Origin of the sequence: Morganella sp. GD04133, from assembly GCF_029835375.1 — a bacterium.
In the GTDB taxonomy this organism is placed as follows: domain Bacteria; phylum Pseudomonadota; class Gammaproteobacteria; order Enterobacterales; family Enterobacteriaceae; genus Morganella; species Morganella morganii_B.
The window spans coordinates 1-17,578 of record NZ_JAODZS010000021.1 but is presented as its reverse complement, the minus strand read 5'-3'; the positions used below and the strand labels follow the sequence as shown (position 1 = coordinate 17,578).

Below are 17,578 nucleotides of genomic sequence, written 5' to 3'. Positions count from 1 at the left end.
GTTTTTAAATTATTATTGTAAGTTTATTAATTCATTGATTTTTTTATAATCACTCCGGACAAAGACCTCCAGAAGTGAGCTGAGTTGCCGGTAAAATGCGGTTTCCGCATGATTATTCAGCTCACGGCAAAACGGCGTGATAAACGCCAGCAGATGTGCCTGCATAAAGTCAGAAGAAACCGCCAGCGGCGCAGTGATGCGCTCACACATCACCTGTTCATGGTCAAGCGCCTGTGACGCCTGTTCACTCAGCTTCCAGAGAAAATCAAGCTCATAGCCGATGTGATCTGCCGCCTCATACTCCGTTTCCGGCAGATGAAAACCGTTCTGCTGATAAAAGGTTTTCACATTCAGGGTACTTTCCTGAAACAGCAGTTTGTCGCGGGAGACATAAACCGACTCCCACGGCGGTGCAGGCGGCGATTCCGGCCCGATAAACAGGCGCGTGAAATCCCAGTGCAGCGCCTCAAAATCAGATGCCCCCTGTTTAAGCATGCGGGTATTCAGATCATCCTGCATGGCATCGAGTGCATTGCGCATGGCGGGTAGTGCGTCATCTGCCGGAAACAGTGACAATCCCTCATCACGCAGATAAACCAGCAGTTCAGCTGTCGGTTCGTCCGTCAGCAGACGGCGCAGGACGTCATAAGCAAACTGACGCGCATACAGATAATCCGGATCCCGGTCATCACTGTTCACACATACCTCCGTGGATATCGTCGGGCGAAAATTCAGCGGGCGTGGTGAGTTCAACCCGCACTTCTTTAATCAGGGGATTGCCCTGCTCATCGGCTTCCGCAATGTGGGATGTCAGCAGAACAGGCAGTTCAGGGATGTCTGCCAGGCGCATAATCGATTCAGGGTTGAATTGTAAAAAACCGTGCAGGAGATCTTCACGGAACGGAAGATCCGCCTTACGCAATGCAGCCGCAACAGCAGCACAGTCCTCACCGAACACTTTGGCGCTTTTGAAAAAGTAATCACGGGAAGAAAACAGGTAATACGGCTCCGCGCTGATAAAAGCATTGCTCTGATACACCTGGCCGGTGTGTTTGTTTTCCAGCGAGCAGTAATGGACACCAACGGAAAGCTGATTTTCGAGGGCAAACTTCAGCACCCGCAAACAAGCCAGTTCACTGTCTGCTACCGCCAGCCCGCCGGCGTACCAGTAGTTGTAATAGACTTCATAAGGCGGATTTTTCAGGGCAAAGCCCCGTTCCTGATAGGCCGGGCTGTTGGTCAGCGGGAAACAGAATTCCAGCAGATTGATACCGTCCACGCCGATAGCATCCAGTTTCAGCAGCAAATCATGCATCTGCTCCTCACTGCCCGGGATCACCGGCATTTCCACCATCACATCGGGGAAAATCTCCCGTGCCAGCGCTATCCGGCTGAGAATCTTTTCAATTTTCTCCGGCGGATCATCAATTTTGATACTGAAACGCACCTCTTTCAGACCGGCTTTCGCCAGTGCCAGCGCGGTATTGCGATCCAGCGGATCACCGGCGGTGTACAGCCGGGTATGAACGCCGGGCAGTTTCGCCTGTACCGTTTCAAAAAAGCGGATACTCTCCTGACGAAACAGCAGCGGCTCACCACCGGTCAGCGCAATGTGGGTCAGCGGATAGCCCTCTTCGGCAATCGCACTCACTTCACCAATAGCATCCCGCATCTCATGCTGAAAACCGTCGTAATTTTCCTGATTCGGATTGAAGCAGAAATAACAGTCGCGGTGACATTTCAGGGATACAAACGTGGTGTAACTGCCCTCGCCGGTACGGCACTGCACACAGGCGGATGACAGCCAGCGGCTGTGGATGCTTTTGCCGTTGTTGGCAAACACCGCGCCCAGTGCTTTCACCTCACGGCGCAGCGCGTCCGTTTCGGCCTGACGCCGGTACGGCGATTCAAAAGGCAGCCCGTACTGTGCGATGGCCTGCTGCGTCTGTTTTTCAATCTCCAGATAACGCAGCACATACCGCTGTAATGCCGCATTATGTTGTAAAACCGGGGTCTGTTCTGTCAGCGGGTAAATCATGGCAGATTCCTTAACGTACTCGGCCGGAAACGATCCGGCGGGTATCACAGGCTGAGATAAAATAGTCCGGTATATCCCCGCATTTATTTTTCATATTTTCAGACGTGATGGATGTAAACAGGTCATATTTTTATATGTTCAGTGTAAATCAGTGAGATACAGACATATTGCGCGGGATCAAGATGAATCCAATTTAGCGATATAAATAACAATATATAACGATGGGTGCTATTAATCCTGACTGAACATAATAGCCGCCGGAACATTTAAATAAAAAATCGTTATAAATCAAATAATAAATGAATTTTTTATTACTGCATAATCGTGATGAAAAAGCATGATATTTAATAAATAATGAATTTAAACCTTATCTGATAATAAGTGTATTCTGACTGAAAAGTGTTAAATAATATTTTTTTGTTTCATTTTATTAATTCATCAATTTATCTGACAAATAATACGGATATTCTCCCGGAATATAGCAACGCTGTCACTGCTTGCGAGTCCCCTTTTTAGCCGGAGATCCCGGTTTTTACTGCAACGCGGAATAAAATCACATTACGTGACCGATTTTCCCTGCACAAGGCCGGATATAAACAATTATCCTCTTTTTCTTTATGGATACAGGCTACAGGTCATCACCCATTTTTCTTCAGCAATACTTATCGGCATAAAAAAACGGGCGCTTTCCGGGCGCCCGTTTTTTTGTTGTCTGCGGATACGTCAGATACTGAAAGAAGAACCGCAGCCACAGGTTGTTTTGGCATTCGGGTTGGTGACGATAAACCGTGAGCCTTCCAGCCCTTCGGTATAATCCACACAACCGCCGACCAGATATTGCAGGCTCATCGGATCAACCACCAGCGCCACGCCTTCTTTCTCGATGGTCATGTCGCCGTCATTGATGGCATCATCAAAGGTGAAGCCATACTGGAAACCGCTGCAACCGCCGCCGGTGATATACACACGCAGACGCAGGTTCGGATTTTCTTCATCCGCGATTAAGATTTTTACTTTTTTAGCTGCCGCATCAGTAAATTGCAGGGGCATTGCTGCATCATCGCTCATTTATTACTCCAGACTGGCCGCGACCAGTAAACACACGCAGAAGCTGACCGCTTCCGGACACTACTGCTGATTATCCACCACCTCCGGCAATCGTTCAAGTTTCGTCACACAGAAAGCACAGTGTCCACAATATTAATAAGGATATAGTTATCATGAGGATAATGCGATAAGTTGGATTCACCGCCGCTCTCCTTTACAATAGCCGCAATTTCCCGCTCACCGACTGACAGGAGTCCTGCATGAGCCGTTCTGAAAATCTCTATACTGAAGCACAACATTTTATCCCGGGTGGTGTGAACTCACCGGTTCGTGCCTTTAACGGTGTCGGTGGTACGCCGCTGTTTATCGAGCGCGCCAACGGGGCTTATATTTATGATGTCGACGGCAAAGCCTATATCGACTATGTCGGCTCCTGGGGGCCGATGGTGCTGGGGCATAATCACCCGGCCATCCGCACCGCTGTCATCAACGCGGTGGAAAAAGGGCTGAGTTTCGGCGCGCCGACTGCTGACGAAGTGGAAATGGCCAAATTCGTTACCGAACTGGTACCGTCCATGGATATGGTGCGCATGGTGAACTCCGGTACCGAAGCGACCATGAGTGCGATTCGTCTGGCGCGCGGCTACACCGCCCGCGATAAAATCATCAAATTTGAAGGCTGCTACCACGGGCACGCAGACTGCCTGCTGGTCAAAGCCGGTTCCGGCGCACTGACCATCGGTCAGCCGAACTCTCCGGGTGTACCGGCAGACTTTGCCAAACACACTCTGACCTGCACCTACAATGATCTGAATTCTGTCCGTGAGGCATTTGAAAAACATCCGCACGATATCGCCTGTATCATTGTCGAACCTGTCGCCGGAAATATGAACTGTATACCGCCGTCAGCGGACTTCCTGCCGGGCCTGCGCGCCCTGTGTGATGAGTTTGGCGCGCTGCTGATTATCGATGAAGTAATGACCGGCTTCCGTGTCGCCCTCGGCGGTGCGCAGGCACATTATGATGTTGAGCCGGATCTGACCTGTCTGGGTAAAATTATCGGCGGCGGAATGCCGGTGGGTGCTTTCGGTGGTCGCGGTGAGATCATGGAAAAACTCGCCCCGACCGGCCCGGTTTATCAGGCAGGGACCCTGTCCGGTAACCCGATCGCGATGGCGGCAGGTCTTGCCTGCTTACAGGAAATCGCTCAGCCGGGTGTGCATCAGCGCCTGACCGAACTGACGGATATGCTGGCAGACGGCCTGTGCGAAAAAGCCCGTGAAGCAGGTATTCCGTTTGTGGTTAACCATGTAGGCGGCATGTTCGGCCTGTTCTTTACCGATGCACCGGCAGTCACCTGCTATCAGGATGTGATGAACTGCGACGTTGAGCGCTTTAAGAAGTTCTTCCACCTGATGCTGCAACAGGGCATTTACCTGGCGCCATCCGCCTTTGAGGCCGGATTTATGTCTGTCGCGCACAGTGACGAAGATATCCGCAAAACCATTGATGCAGCCGCTTACGCTTTCTCTGAGCTGTAATGCCCGCATAATCTGTCACGCCCGGCATCTGCCCGGGCGTTTTTGTTTTTCAGCTTGCTTTCTGCTTTTTTTTGCTTAAAATTCGCAGTGTTAGCCCACTCTTTTCCGTATTACCGCGGCTGCTGAACCCGGTAATTCAATGCTGAAGAGAGAAAAAGATGGATAACACCCGAAACCGCGCCTGGCGCAGATTTAAAAACCGTATCAATAAGTCCCGTGATCAGAAGCACGATGCATCGTTATATGATTATCCGGCGGAGAAATGCTGGAAAATGATGTACGGACGCAGTGAAAAAATGATCCGGGCGGCTCAGTTGGGCATGGCATATCCGCAGGTCAGTCAGGCGGTTCTGACACGCAACGCCTGCGACGAGGAAAAGAATCGATGAATGTCCTGTTTATCTGCAGCCGCAATCAATGGCGCAGCCCGACAGCCGAACATCACTGGCGGAATCACCCGCAGTGGTCTGTCCGTTCTGCCGGTACCAGCCGCAATGCAAAACGCCGGGTTACCCCGGCGTTACTTCAGTGGGCTGATGTGATTTTTGTGATGGAGCAAAAACACAAAAACCGCCTGAAAGCGGAATTTACCCGCCTGCTGGATCACAAACCGCTTCATGTCCTTGAGATCCCGGATGATTACCATTACGGTGATCCGGCGCTGATCGCCCTGCTGGACGATCTGGTGCCGCCGTATCTTTCCGCTGACTGAATATTACCGGATCAGAATTCCCGCTGCTCTGTCAGCCAGCCGTTAAAGTGCACCGAGCACTCCTCTTTGTCGGCCAGTCCGGAGGCGATAAAGATATTCTTCTTATTCTCTTTATTCACATACGTGATCCGTAAAACCAGGTTATACGCCGGGTTAGCGGAAAACAGTTTCTTATAGGATTCCGGTGAGCTTTTGGATTTGTCTGTCAGGGAATCATAGGTTTCCTGCGCAAGCTGAGAAATCAGCAATTCCCCGGCCGGTTGAGCAGACAGAATTTCTGTTTTGGTTTTGCTTTCATCAATCTGTTTCAGATCAATGTGAAGCGTATGCTCCATCACTATCTGCATTTCCCGGTCAACCGAGCGGCCGGGTTTGCTGCATTCACTGACAACATCCGGTGCGGCAAACAACGGCGTACTGACCAGTGCTAACAGCAACGGTGATAAATATTTCAGTTTCATTCGACAATCAGCTCCGTATCACCACTGTCCACGATTTCTTTTCTGCGGGATTTTATCAGCACAATACAACCGGTGGATGCCGTCCCGGGATTACTGACACTGTCTCCGTGGATCAGAAATCCTGCCCGGCCGCACATATCATTACCGGCATCCGGCGTTAATCTCAGGGTATAGGCACCGGCCGTGCTGTGGGTGAACGGCGCGCCGATGGTGTATGTTCCGCGCGGCAGCGGTCCCTGATTCGCTCTGCACTCATACGCAGAATCATTTTTGTACCCTTCAGCACCAGCGTATTCCGCATAAAATTTATGTACGCCGTCCAGTGAGAATGCCCGTGTTGCAACATCATATTTCCATGCCATTTATGAATATTCCTTATCCGTTAAAAGCAATTATCATGATATAAATTTTATATTTTCAAAATCATAAGAATAATAGCACCAGAAAGATAAATTAACAGTGACATCCGGCTAACTGGGAATCCGGCTTAAAAAGAAATACGTAATACAACAGATGAAAAAAGACGCCTCCGGAGAAAGAGGCGTATAAAATGACGGGCAATGTAATCAAACCGTATCACTGTGAATATTATGCTTTTATAAATGATTGCACGGTGGTCAGCGCCAGCCGGGTCAGGGCTGAGTAAAACGGGCTGTTTCCGTGTGTATCCAGCCGCTGCGCATAACGCGGCAGCCAGTTCATCAGATGCTGACTGAGTAATGTGTTCACCGCCGTACCCCGCATTTCAGATGCCAGTACTGCTGCCTGGAATAAAATCAGCCCGATATGGTCAGCCGGTTCCGGATACGGTGTTTTCAGTTTCAGCCGCTCCTGTTTTAAGAACGCACTCAACGCAAGGGTTGAATCCCCCTGCAGTAATCCCTCCGCATCCAGATACACCGAGCCCCAGGGCGGAGCTGGTAACGTCCCCGGCCCGGCAAACAGCGACTGCCATGCGGATTTCAGTACCTCCCTGCCCTCACCCGCCGTGCGGCTCAGTTGTGAACACAGTGTGTCATCTACCTCACACGGCCACTGCTGCACAAATCCCGGCAGGGTAAACAGGCGCATAGCGGCCCGGTTGCTGTCATCATCCGGCGGGAACAGATAACAGATCCCCAGCACGTTAAACGCGGCTGCATAGTGAGCTGTTTTACTCATTACATCCCCCGTCAGATATGAATGTAATAGAACACATAGCGCAGCATAAACTCTGCCGCAATGGTCAGCAGACAACCGCTGATAAACCCGGTGCAGACCGGTAAACCGCTGCGTGCTTTTTTCTGAGCCCGCACCAGCGAGATACCGCAGAGTGCCACCCCCATCACCGCCGCGGCCCAGACACCAATCCGCAGCCCGGCAATACTGTCATACGCTTCAATAGGTGACAGCGGGAATGTGATTGATGTGTGTGTCAGCTGCGTGCGGGTCAGGTAATGTGCATAAAACGGCTGATACAGCAGACGCCCGATCAGACTTACCGCCATCACTCCCCACAGCAGCCACTGCTGTGATAATGACAGTGCGTCAGCAGGCAGTGTCATCCCGGCCCTGTGTCCGGCTTTCCGGATCATTATCACCACCAGCACAAACAGGACAGCACCGAGTGTCAGTGTTGTACCGTAAAACATCAGATAGGTGTTGATGTCATTCCAGGTCAGAATCGAGGTGTAGCGGTAAATCGATGCCATACAAAAAATATCCGCCAGCCCGATAGCCATTGCGCCGCCGTATAACAGGAAAGAGAATTTTCCCGTTTTCCACAGCCAGAGAAAACTGACACCGAGCGCACCGACAAACGCAGCTGTCACTACCACTTCACGGCTGAGCCAGGCACTGAACACATTATTAATCGCATTCGGTGCATTGAGCGGCACACCGAGGTGGGTAATTGACGCAGCAGAACCGACCCCCGCAATGGCGCAGATAATAAAAATCGTCAGCATCATAAAGCGCTTAAAGCTGTCTGCCGGGAGGCGGCGGCTGAGATGCACGGCAAACACCCCGCTCACAACGCACAGCCCCGCCGCCGCATTCATCATGTAAGTGAAAATTAACAGTGACCACTCATTCATTTTTCTTTTCTCTCACTGTTCATGTCATCAAAATTTGCGCCCTGATGCGGATTGATCACCAGATTCGGATGCGTGATTGACGGATCCGGCAGTCCGGTCACGTAATCAAGGTCACCGTATTTCGCCCGCAATTCCTCAATTGGCCCGAACTGGATCGCCCCGAGCGGACAGGTGCTGACACACACCGGCTGCTCACCGTTTTGCTGAAGATCAATACAGAAATCGCATTTCGACATCTGTTTCGTTTCCGGATCCATCTGCGGTGCGCCGTACGGACACGACCACGCACAGGCACCGCAACCGACACATTTATCGGTATTAACCATCACAATGCCGTCCCCTGCCCGCTTATGCATTGCGGTTGTCGGGCAGTTACGTACACAGATCGGATCTTTGCAGTGGTTACAGGAGATGGAAAGCGTATAGGCGAACACGTTATTAATCAGTGCGCCGTTTTTATTGCGGCTGTAGCCGCCGCCGGTCATTTCATACACACGGCGGAAGCGGCGGCCGACATCAAGATTATTCTTGTCCTTGCACGCCACCTGACACGCCTTGCAGCCGGAGCAGCGGGCGGAATCAATATAGAAACCTAACTGTTTGTCACTGACTGCCGGATAAACGATGAATTTGCTCATGCTTTTTCCACCTCAACTAGTAGTGTCTGGTGCGCGTTGCCGTGGGCGAGCGCGGTACTGCGTGACGAGGTGAGCACGTTGGCACATCCGCCCTGATCAATGCCGTTGCTGTCCGGCTGCCACCAGGCACCGGCCTGTAATGCCACCACCCCCGGCATAATGCGCGGTGTGATTTTCACCGCGATCATGGTGATCCCGCGGTCGTTATGCACTTTCACTTTTTCGCCGTCACTGATGCCGCGATCAGCCGCATCTGCCGGGTTGATCCACAGCTCCTGGCGCTGCACTTCCTGTAACCACGGGTTGGCAAACTGGGTGGAGTTCGCGCGGTTGCGCCCTTTCCAGGTGATCAGCTGTAACGGGTATTTCCCGGTCAGACTATCTTCCGGCCCTTCTGTTGCCGGAACGTAATGAGACAGCGCCGGGATCTCCGGATTGTGCATGTCATACAGGCGTTTGGAGAAAATCTCGATTTTGCCGGACGGGGTCGGGAACGGGTTGTTTTCCGGATCCTGAATATTCTGCTCAAACGCGACGTTCTGCGTATGCGGACGATGCGTTAATAAATGACGGCGTTTGACCAGCAGTTCATCAAAGGTTGGAATGTTATCTTGCGGGCGCTTCTGTGCCGCATCATTGACGAGAAACGCTATCCAGTCGCGATCCGTTTCATGGCCTTCAGTAAATTCATCACGGACACCCAGTTTCTCTGCCACTTCGCACAGCCAGTCATAGTCCGTGCGCCGTTCAAACTCCGGTTCAATGGCTTTTTCAGACAGGATCAGGTAATCGCCGTAACTCCAGGTGCCGCCAATATTCCAGCGTTCCAGAAAACTGGTTTCCGGCAGCAGCAGATCGGCATATTTGGCGCTCGGCGTAAGATAGAGATCACTACAGACAATAAATTCGACTTTCGATTCATCCGCCAGCACGCTTGCGGCATGAAGAATATCGGTGTTCTGGTTGGTCATGTAGTTACCCGCCATCGAAAAAATCATTTTGATTTCGGTGCCGAGTTTGTCTGCATTTTTCAGCCCGTTCTCCGGGGTCACCAGGGTTTTGTCTTCACACGCCTGCACCCAGTTGGTGATGTTGATTTTGGCTTTGACCGGGTTATCAAACAGTGCCGGACCGGCGATAGTTTTGCGCAGTTCCGGATTCAGCGCCATGCCGTAACCCGCCGCCCAGCCACCGCGTACACCGACATTACCGGTGATGGTTGCCAGCAGCGTGGCTCCGCGCGCACTGCGCTCACCGCAGATATGGCGCTGCGGTCCCCAGCCCTGCATCAGCACCGCCGGTTTGGTTGTGGCATATTCACGCGCCAGCTGACGGATAGTGTCCGCAGGGACTTTGGTGATTTTTTCTGCCCATTCCGGGGTTTTGGCAACGCCATCTTTTTTACCGGTCAGATACGCTGACAGCGATTCATTATCCGCGACACCTTCCGGCATCTGGTCTTCACTGAATCCCAGGGTGTATTTATCAATAAATGACTGGTCATGAAGATTTTCTGTCACGATGACATACATCATCGCATCCATCATCGCATTGTCGGTCGTCGGCAGGATCGGTATCCACTGATCCGCCAGCGAAGAAGCGGTATCGGAATAGCGCGGATCAACGACAACAAATTTGGTGCCGTTCTTTTTCATTTTCTGGAAATAGTGGTTACTGTGCCCGAAAATCGTTTCGTTCGGGTTATGCCCCCACAGGATCACCAGCGGCGTATTTTCCAGGGTATCGAGTGTGCTGCCGCTGGCCGCCGTGCCGTAGGTATAGGGCGTAGCCGCCATGGTGTTGCCGTTACTGACGGAATGGTAGTTTTCCAGAAAGCCGCCGGTCAGATTAAACAGGCGGCGCAGCATATTTGCGCCGGAAAAAATCCCGCCGGTCACCCCGGTACTCAGGCTGACAAAGCGCGATGCCGGGCCGTATTTGTCACTGATGCGCTGCCATTCGGCGGCAATCAGGCTGGTGGCTTCTTCCCAGCTGATACGTTCAAAACGGCCTTCACCGCGCTTACCGACCCGTTTCATCGGGTATTTCAGGCGATCAGGATGATAAATAAATTTCCGGTATCCGCGTCCGCGCACGCAGGCCCGCATGATCGGCATCTCTTCATTGAGTTCCGCATCCGGCCGGGTTGTGATGCGGATAGCTTTTCCGTCTTTGATATGCGCGCGGATATCACATTTCCCGCCGCAGTCAAAGCTGCTGCAGGTCGGTACAATGCGCACGCCGTCATCCGTCTGATGAACCGGAATATGGGCCGGATCGGCCGGTACGGATGCAATACTTTCGGATGCCAGAAACGGCACCGCAGATAATACAGAACTGACCTGTATAAAGCGGCGGCGGCTTATTTCGCCGGGCGCGGCGGATGTTTCATTATCGTGGCCGGATTGATGACTCATAATGGATTTACCCCGGGTGAGAAACAGAGTGCGGTATTTAAAACATCAGTAAATAATAAATATTATTTAATTTTAAATGACCGGAAATAACTTCACGCCACCGGTAATCGCTTAATAACCGGAAATAATGATAATCTGTATAAACAGAATGGCGGCAGCAAAATAGTAATGGATTAATATATTGCCGCCATGCGCAAATCAGACAACGGCATTTGAATTCCGGCCTGTTTCCGGTTACTGTTAACCGAACGTTTTCTATTTGTTACCGTAATAATACAGATGTGGCGTCCGCATCTGTTATTGTCACAAAAGCCCTGTTTTGCGGTGGCGGGATCTGATATAACACCCGCCGGTTTTTATTTTCAGCCAGATACGGAGCGCGGCACTCATGAGAAATATTCCGTTAAAAAGCGTGGATAATATCGCGCGGGATGTCATTGCGCTCGGCACTGATTATCTGCCCGATACCCTGCTGGAATACCACGCCCACCGCCGGGCACAGTTTTTGTATCCGGCCACCGGGCTGATTGAAGTCAGTACCGCAGACGGTGAGTGGGTGATCCCGCCCTCCTGCGGGGTGTGGATCCCGGAACAGGTCGCCCATGAAACCCGGATGCTGAATGTCAGTACCCGCAGTCTGTATATCGAACCGGCGGCAAAGCCGCGTCACGCCGCCAGTTGTGAGGTGGTGAGTGTCTCCCCGCTGCTGCGCCAGCTGCTGCTGGAAGCGGTGGATATCCCGGCGGAATATGATATTCAGGGGCGTGACGGTGTGCTGATGCAACTGATCCTCTGCGAGCTGGCGCGCATGCCCCCGCTGCCGTTTTTCGCCCCGATCCCGCGTGATGAGAAACTCGGCCGTCTGTGCCGTGAATTTATGCGCAAACCGCTTATCACCTCACAACCGGGAGAGTGGGCGGAACAGCTGCACAAAAGCGAGCGCTCTTTCAGCCGTTTTTTCCGCGCCCAGACCGGGATGTCATTTTCAGAATGGCGGCAGCAGGCGTGTCTGCTGAACTCGCTGTCTCATATTCTGTCCGGAAAATCGATTACCGAAGTGGCGTATGAGCTGGGTTACAACAGTGCGGGGGCATTCTCAATTATGTTTAAAAAACAGATGGGGCAATCCCCTTCCCATTTTAAAAATGACGATTCGGATATCCGCCATTTTTAAATTGTTTTTTAACAAATATAATGTGTGTATGATAGCCGGAATATAATTGATTTATTTTCTTGTTTTCTTTTTTTGCGTATTTTGTTTAATTGATCTGAATCAAATTTAAATTTACCTTACTACCACTTTGTGATTATTTACAAAACACGAAAAACCCCAATTAATCATTATTAAACATCAAAGTTCACTTTCATTGATTTCAGGCAATATAAATTCAACCTTTGCTGATATTCTCCTCACTATTTTTTACAAATAAATAAAAAAGAGGATGCGATGAATTTCAGCCGCAGACAGTTCTTTAAGGTTTGTGCCGGCGGTCTCGCCGGAACAACTGCCGCTGCATTAGGCTTTATGCCGTCAGTAGCAATGTCCAACGTCCGGGAATACAAATTACTCCGTTCAAAAGAGACCCGTAACACCTGTACCTACTGCTCCGTCGGATGCGGATTACTGATTTACAGCATGGGTGATGGTGCCATGAATGCCAAATCAGCGATTTTCCACGTCGAGGGCGACCCGGATCATCCGGTCAACCGCGGGGCGTTATGCCCGAAAGGTGCCGGTCTGCTCGATTATATTCACAGTGAAAGCCGTCTGCGTTATCCGCAGTACCGCGCGCCGGGCTCCGATAAATGGCAGCGCATCAGCTGGGATGACGCATTTGAGCGTATCGCCCGTCTGATGAAAGCCGACCGTGATGCCAACTTCATTGAGAAAAACAGCGAAGGCACCACGGTAAACCGCTGGCTGACCACCGGGATGCTCTGCGCCTCTGCCGCCAGCAACGAAACCGGGATGTTAACCCAGAAATTTACCCGTTCTCTCGGGATGCTGGCAGTCGATAACCAGGCGCGTGTCTGACACGGACCAACGGTAGCAAGTCTTGCTCCGACATTTGGTCGCGGTGCCATGACCAACCACTGGGTTGATATCAAAAACGCCAACGTCGTTGTGGTAATGGGCGGGAATGCTGCGGAAGCACATCCTGTCGGTTTCCGCTGGGCGATGGAAGCAAAAAACAACAACGATGCCACACTGATTGTTGTCGATCCGCGTTTTACACGGACCGCATCAGTGGCAGATCACTACATCCCTATCCGTTCCGGAACCGATATTACATTCCTTTCCGGTGTGATCCTGTATCTGATGGAAAACGGGAAATTCCACGACGAGTATGTTCGCCATTACACCAATGCGCCGTTACTGATCCGTGAGGATTATGCTTTCAGCGACGGTTTATTCAGCGGCTACGATGCTGAAAAACGCCGTTACGACAAAACCACCTGGAATTACCAGTTCGGTGAAGACGGCTATGCCCTGCGTGACGACACCCTGCAGAACCCGCAGTGTGTGTGGAATCTGCTGAAAACGCATGTCAGCCGTTATACCCCGGAGATGGTGGAAACAATCTGCGGCACGCCGAAAGCTGATTTCCTCAAAGTCTGTGAGATTCTGGCCTCCACCAGCCCGGCCAACCGTGCGGCGACGTTCCTGTATGCCCTCGGCTGGACACAGCATACCGTCGGCGCGCAGAACATCCGTACCATGGCAATGATCCAGCTGCTGCTCGGTAACATGGGTGTGGCGGGCGGCGGCGTGAACGCCCTGCGCGGTCACTCCAATATTCAGGGTCTGACAGACCTGGGTCTGCTTTCCACCAGCCTGCCGGGTTATCTGACCCTGCCGTCCGAAAAACAGACGGATCTCACCAGCTATCTGAACGCCAATACGCCGAAAACCACGCTGCCGGGCCAGGTCAACTACTGGAGCAACTATCCGAAGTTCTTCGTCAGCCTGATGAAATCCTTCTACGGCGATGAAGCAACCAAAGAGAACCAGTGGGGCTATGACTGGCTGCCGAAGTGGGATCAGGCTTATGACGTGCTGAAGTATTTCGACATGATGAACAAAGGCGAAATCAACGGCTATATCTGTCAGGGCTTCAACCCGGTCGCGTCCTTCCCGGACAAAAACAAAGTGGTCAGCTGCCTGAGCAAACTGAAATACCTGATAACCGTTGACCCGCTGAGCACTGAAACCGCGAGCTTCTGGCAGAACCACGGTGATATGAATGATGTCGATACCGCATCCATTCAGACCGAAGTGTTCCGCCTGCCGTCCACCTGTTTCGCGGAAGAAGACGGCTCGATTGCCAACTCCGGTCGCTGGTTACAGTGGCACTGGAAAGCGGCAGATGCCCCGGGGGAAGCCCGTACTGACGGTCAGATCCTTGCCGGTATTCTGTGGAAAATGCGCGAGCTGTATCAACAGGAAGGCGGTCAGGGTGTTGATCAGCTGATGAAAATGTCCTGGGATTATGTGCAGCCGTTCAATCCGGAATCCGACGAAGTCGCCAAAGAGAATAACGGCGTGGCCCTTGAGGATCTGTATGATGCCAGCGGCAATTTGCAGGCGAAAAAAGGTGAGCTGCTCAGCTCCTTTGCGCTGCTGCGTGATGACGGTTCCACCGCGTCCTCCTGCTGGATCTACACCGGCTGCTGGACGGAACAGGGTAACCAGATGGCGAAACGGGATAACAGTGACCCGTCCGGCATCGGTAACACCCTCGGCTGGGCCTGGGCATGGCCGCTGAACCGCCGTGTGATCTATAACCGCGCCTCTGCCGATCCGCAGGGTAAACCATGGGATAAGAACCGTATTCTTATCGAATGGAACGGCAAAAAATGGGTCGGTAACGATATCCCGGACTTCAACGCCTCTGCACCGGAAGCGGGTGCCGGGCCGTTTATCATGCAGCCGGAGGGCTTAGGCCGTCTGTTTGCCATTGATAAAATGGCGGAAGGGCCGTTCCCGGAACACTACGAGCCGTTTGAAACACCGATTGGTACTAACCCGCTGCATCCGGAAGTCGTATCCAACCCGGCCGCCCGTATCTTTGAGGATGATAAAAAACGTCTCGGAAATCATACGGAGTTCCCGTACGTCGGCACGACTTATCGCCTGACCGAGCATTTCCATACCTGGACCAAACATGCGCGGCTTAATGCTATCGCACAACCGGAACAGTTTGTGGAAATCAGTGAAACTCTGGGCGCAGCCAAAGGGATCCGCAGCGGCGATAAAGTGAGAGTCAGCAGTAAACGCGGCTTTATCCGCGCGGTTGCGGTGGTCACACCACGCCTTCAGACACTGATGGTGGACGGTAAACCGGTCGAAACGGTCGGGCTCCCGATCCACTGGGGTTTTGAAGGTGCCGCCCAAAAAGGCTTTATCACCAACACACTGACGCCGGGAGTCGGTGACGCCAACTCGCAAACGCCTGAATTCAAAGCGTTCTTAGTCAACATCGAGAAGGCGTAAGGAGGAATTATGTCCATGCAATCTCAAGACATTATCAAACGTTCTGCGACCAACAGCATAACGCCGCCTCCTCAGGCCCGTGACGACAAGTTTGAAGTCGCCAAGCTGATCGATGTGTCCACCTGTATCGGCTGTAAAGCCTGTCAGGTGGCCTGTTCCGAGTGGAATGACATCCGGGATGACGTCGGGTTCTGTACCGGGGTTTATGATAACCCGACTGATCTCAGCGCCAAATCCTGGACTGTCATGCGGTTCAGCGAAACCAAAGAGAACGGCAAACTGGAGTGGCTGATCCGCAAGGATGGCTGCATGCACTGTTCGGACCCTGGCTGTCTGAAAGCCTGTCCGTCTGCCGGTGCGATTATTCAGTACGCTAACGGTATCGTTGATTTCCAGTCAGAACACTGCATCGGCTGCGGCTACTGTATTGCGGGTTGCCCGTTCAATATTCCGCGTCTGAACCCGAAAGATAACCGGGTGTACAAATGCACACTCTGTGTTGACCGGGTCAGCGTGGGCCAGGAGCCGGCCTGTGTGAAAACCTGTCCGACCGGTGCCATCCATTTCGGCACCAAAAAAGAGATGCTGGAAGTGGCGGACGAGCGCGTGCAGAAGCTGAAAAAACGCGGCTTTGCCAATGCCGGGGTCTACAACCCGGACGGTGTCGGCGGCACACATGTGATGTATGTGCTGCAGCACGCGGATAATCCGGAGCTCTATCACGGGCTGCCGAAAGATCCGCAGATTGATACACCGATTGATCTCTGGAAAGGGGTACTGAAACCGCTGTCGGCTATCGGGTTTATCGCCACCTTTGCCGGACTGGTATTCCACTATGTGGGGATCGGCCCGAACAAAGAGACGGACGATGAGGAAGAGGAGGAAACTCACCATGAGTAAGAAAAGCAAAATGATCGTCCGCACGAAATTTATTGATCGTGCCTGTCACTGGACAGTGGTGATCTGCTTTTTCCTGGTCTCCTTATCCGGTATTGCGCTGTTCTTCCCGACACTGCAATGGCTGACGGAAACCTTCGGGACACCGGCAATGGGGCGTATTCTGCACCCGTTCTTTGGTGTGCTGATTTTCATCGTGCTGATGTTTATGTTTTTCCGCTTCGTTAAGCACAACATCCCGGACAGAGAAGATCTGCCGTGGATTAAAAACATTATCGAAGTGCTGAAAGGCAACGAGCACCATGTGGCACGTGTCGGTAAATACAACGCCGGACAGAAAATGATGTTCTGGAGCATTATGAGCATGATCTTCGTCCTGCTGGCCACCGGGATCATCATCTGGCGCCCGTACTTTGCGCACTACTTCCCGATGTGGATGATCCGCTGGAGTCTGCTGATCCACGCAACGGCGGCTATCGTCCTGATCCACGCCATCCTGATCCATATGTATATGGCCTTCTGGGTGAAAGGGTCGATCAAAGGTATGGTGGAAGGTAAAGTCAGTCGCCGCTGGGCGAAGAAACATCACCCGCGCTGGTATGAAGAAGTGGAAGCCGAAGAAGCGGCTGAGGAAGCGAAGCAGAAGAAGTAATCGTCACCGGCTTATCACTGTGAACTGCGCCGCAAACGTTCAATGCAACGAATGCGGCGCAGTTTTTTTATGGTTTAATTTCTGTCCGGAATAGTAACGGATTTTGCAGGTTGGGAATAATTATTGGTCTGGTGAAGTCTGTACCAGCGTTAAGGAGATGCTATGGGTGTTGAATTTCATATAACGAGAGCTGAATTTTGGGCAGAAAATGAAGATGCGCAAATAACCGCTGATGAATGGCTTAACTACATTAATAACGATAATGAATTAAACAGATATATTATAAACGGCGATTACCACGCCTTGTGGTCCGGCCCCTCGTTGTACGAAGAATCATGGCTTGACTGGAGCGAAGGTAATATTTATACCAAATGGCCAGATACATACCTGTACAGAAAGATGTTGCAGATTGCAAGGCACCTTAATGCCCGCCTGATGGATGATGAAGGTACGATTTACAGTGACGAATCACAGTGGGAGTATGATCCGTCAACTTACGCTTAACGTCTGCTTTTGGCTTGCAGAGGACAGGCCGGGTGGTTATGTAAGTACACCCGTTTCAGTTCCACACACTTTTTGAGATTTCGTTGTTTTCAGCTAATAAC

General features: G+C 51.8%; 17 protein-coding genes. 8 read left to right on the top strand and 9 right to left on the bottom strand.

Annotation, left to right across the window (positions count from 1 at the left end; translation table 11 throughout):
* Positions 1–12: 12 nt before the first annotated feature.
* From N7387_RS11715 to erpA, 3 genes are all read right to left on the bottom strand, one after another.
* Positions 13–699 (bottom strand): molecular chaperone TorD family protein, encoded by a 687-nt coding sequence (locus tag N7387_RS11715; protein ID WP_262858923.1) that lies wholly within the window; start codon positions 697–699, stop codon positions 13–15.
* Entirely contained in the window at positions 689–2,038 is a 1,350-nt protein-coding gene (locus tag N7387_RS11710) for a radical SAM protein (RefSeq protein ID WP_279799104.1), read from the bottom strand. Before N7387_RS11710 ends, N7387_RS11715 begins: the two co-directional genes overlap by 11 nt.
* A gap of 723 nt (positions 2,039–2,761) precedes the next feature.
* Entirely contained in the window at positions 2,762–3,106 is a 345-nt protein-coding gene (gene erpA / locus N7387_RS11705) for an iron-sulfur cluster insertion protein ErpA (protein WP_025154003.1), read from the bottom strand.
* Between the two features lie 239 nt (positions 3,107–3,345).
* On the opposite strand from erpA, the gene hemL reads away from it, so the two are divergent.
* The 3 genes from hemL to N7387_RS11690 all read left to right on the top strand — a co-directional run bounded on the left by hemL (position 3,346) and on the right by N7387_RS11690 (position 5,338).
* Positions 3,346–4,626 (top strand): glutamate-1-semialdehyde 2,1-aminomutase, encoded by a 1,281-nt coding sequence (gene hemL / locus N7387_RS11700; protein ID WP_262858921.1) that lies wholly within the window; start codon positions 3,346–3,348, stop codon positions 4,624–4,626.
* Positions 4,627–4,784: 158 nt separating this feature from the next.
* The gene (locus N7387_RS11695; protein WP_262858920.1) at positions 4,785–5,015 is read left to right on the top strand and encodes a hypothetical protein; all 231 of its coding nucleotides are present in this window, start codon (positions 4,785–4,787) and stop codon (positions 5,013–5,015) included.
* On the top strand, positions 5,012–5,338 hold the full coding sequence (locus N7387_RS11690) for a phosphotyrosine protein phosphatase (protein WP_046895115.1): 327 nt from the start codon (positions 5,012–5,014) through the stop codon (positions 5,336–5,338). Before N7387_RS11695 ends, N7387_RS11690 begins: the two co-directional genes overlap by 4 nt.
* A gap of 11 nt (positions 5,339–5,349) precedes the next feature.
* On the opposite strand, the gene N7387_RS11685 is transcribed toward N7387_RS11690, so the two are convergent.
* The 6 genes from N7387_RS11685 to N7387_RS11660 form a co-directional block, all read right to left on the bottom strand.
* Positions 5,350–5,799 carry a hypothetical protein gene (locus N7387_RS11685; protein WP_240182726.1) on the bottom strand — a complete coding sequence of 150 codons (450 nt, stop codon included), beginning with the start codon at positions 5,797–5,799 and terminating at the stop codon, positions 5,350–5,352.
* The gene (locus N7387_RS11680) at positions 5,796–6,161 is read right to left on the bottom strand and encodes a tlde1 domain-containing protein (RefSeq protein WP_025154006.1); all 366 of its coding nucleotides are present in this window, start codon (positions 6,159–6,161) and stop codon (positions 5,796–5,798) included. The genes N7387_RS11685 and N7387_RS11680 overlap by 4 nt, the downstream gene beginning before the upstream one ends.
* A gap of 226 nt (positions 6,162–6,387) precedes the next feature.
* Positions 6,388–6,960, bottom strand: coding sequence for a molecular chaperone TorD family protein (locus N7387_RS11675; protein WP_279799095.1), 573 nt, complete (start codon positions 6,958–6,960; stop codon positions 6,388–6,390).
* 11 nt (positions 6,961–6,971) lie between these two features.
* Positions 6,972–7,874 (bottom strand): DmsC/YnfH family molybdoenzyme membrane anchor subunit, encoded by a 903-nt coding sequence (locus N7387_RS11670; protein ID WP_279799093.1) that lies wholly within the window; start codon positions 7,872–7,874, stop codon positions 6,972–6,974.
* Positions 7,871–8,512: a DMSO/selenate family reductase complex B subunit gene (locus N7387_RS11665; protein ID WP_279799091.1), complete on the bottom strand. Its 642-nt coding sequence runs from the start codon at positions 8,510–8,512 to the stop codon at positions 7,871–7,873. The genes N7387_RS11670 and N7387_RS11665 overlap by 4 nt, the downstream gene beginning before the upstream one ends.
* Positions 8,509–10,929, bottom strand: a complete 2,421-nt coding sequence (locus tag N7387_RS11660) for a DMSO/selenate family reductase complex A subunit (protein WP_279799089.1) — start codon at positions 10,927–10,929, stop codon at positions 8,509–8,511. Before N7387_RS11660 ends, N7387_RS11665 begins: the two co-directional genes overlap by 4 nt.
* Before the next feature lie 388 nt (positions 10,930–11,317).
* Here N7387_RS11660 and N7387_RS11655 point away from each other — a divergent pair, with 388 nt between their 5' ends.
* The 5 genes from N7387_RS11655 (at position 11,318) to N7387_RS11635 (ending at position 17,477) form a co-directional block, all read left to right on the top strand.
* The gene (locus N7387_RS11655; RefSeq protein ID WP_279799087.1) at positions 11,318–12,103 is read left to right on the top strand and encodes a helix-turn-helix transcriptional regulator; all 786 of its coding nucleotides are present in this window, start codon (positions 11,318–11,320) and stop codon (positions 12,101–12,103) included.
* Positions 12,104–12,376: 273 nt separating this feature from the next.
* Positions 12,377–15,424: a formate dehydrogenase-N subunit alpha gene (gene fdnG / locus N7387_RS11650; protein ID WP_279799085.1), complete on the top strand. Its 3,048-nt coding sequence runs from the start codon at positions 12,377–12,379 to the stop codon at positions 15,422–15,424.
* Between the two features lie 9 nt (positions 15,425–15,433).
* Positions 15,434–16,324: a formate dehydrogenase subunit beta gene (gene fdxH, locus N7387_RS11645; protein ID WP_279799083.1), complete on the top strand. Its 891-nt coding sequence runs from the start codon at positions 15,434–15,436 to the stop codon at positions 16,322–16,324.
* A complete protein-coding gene (gene fdnI, locus N7387_RS11640; protein ID WP_279799081.1) occupies positions 16,317–16,973 on the top strand; it encodes a formate dehydrogenase-N subunit gamma in 657 nt (218 codons plus the stop codon). Before fdxH ends, fdnI begins: the two co-directional genes overlap by 8 nt.
* A gap of 162 nt (positions 16,974–17,135) precedes the next feature.
* Positions 17,136–17,477: a hypothetical protein gene (locus N7387_RS11635; protein WP_279799079.1), complete on the top strand. Its 342-nt coding sequence runs from the start codon at positions 17,136–17,138 to the stop codon at positions 17,475–17,477.
* Positions 17,478–17,578: the final 101 nt, after the last annotated feature.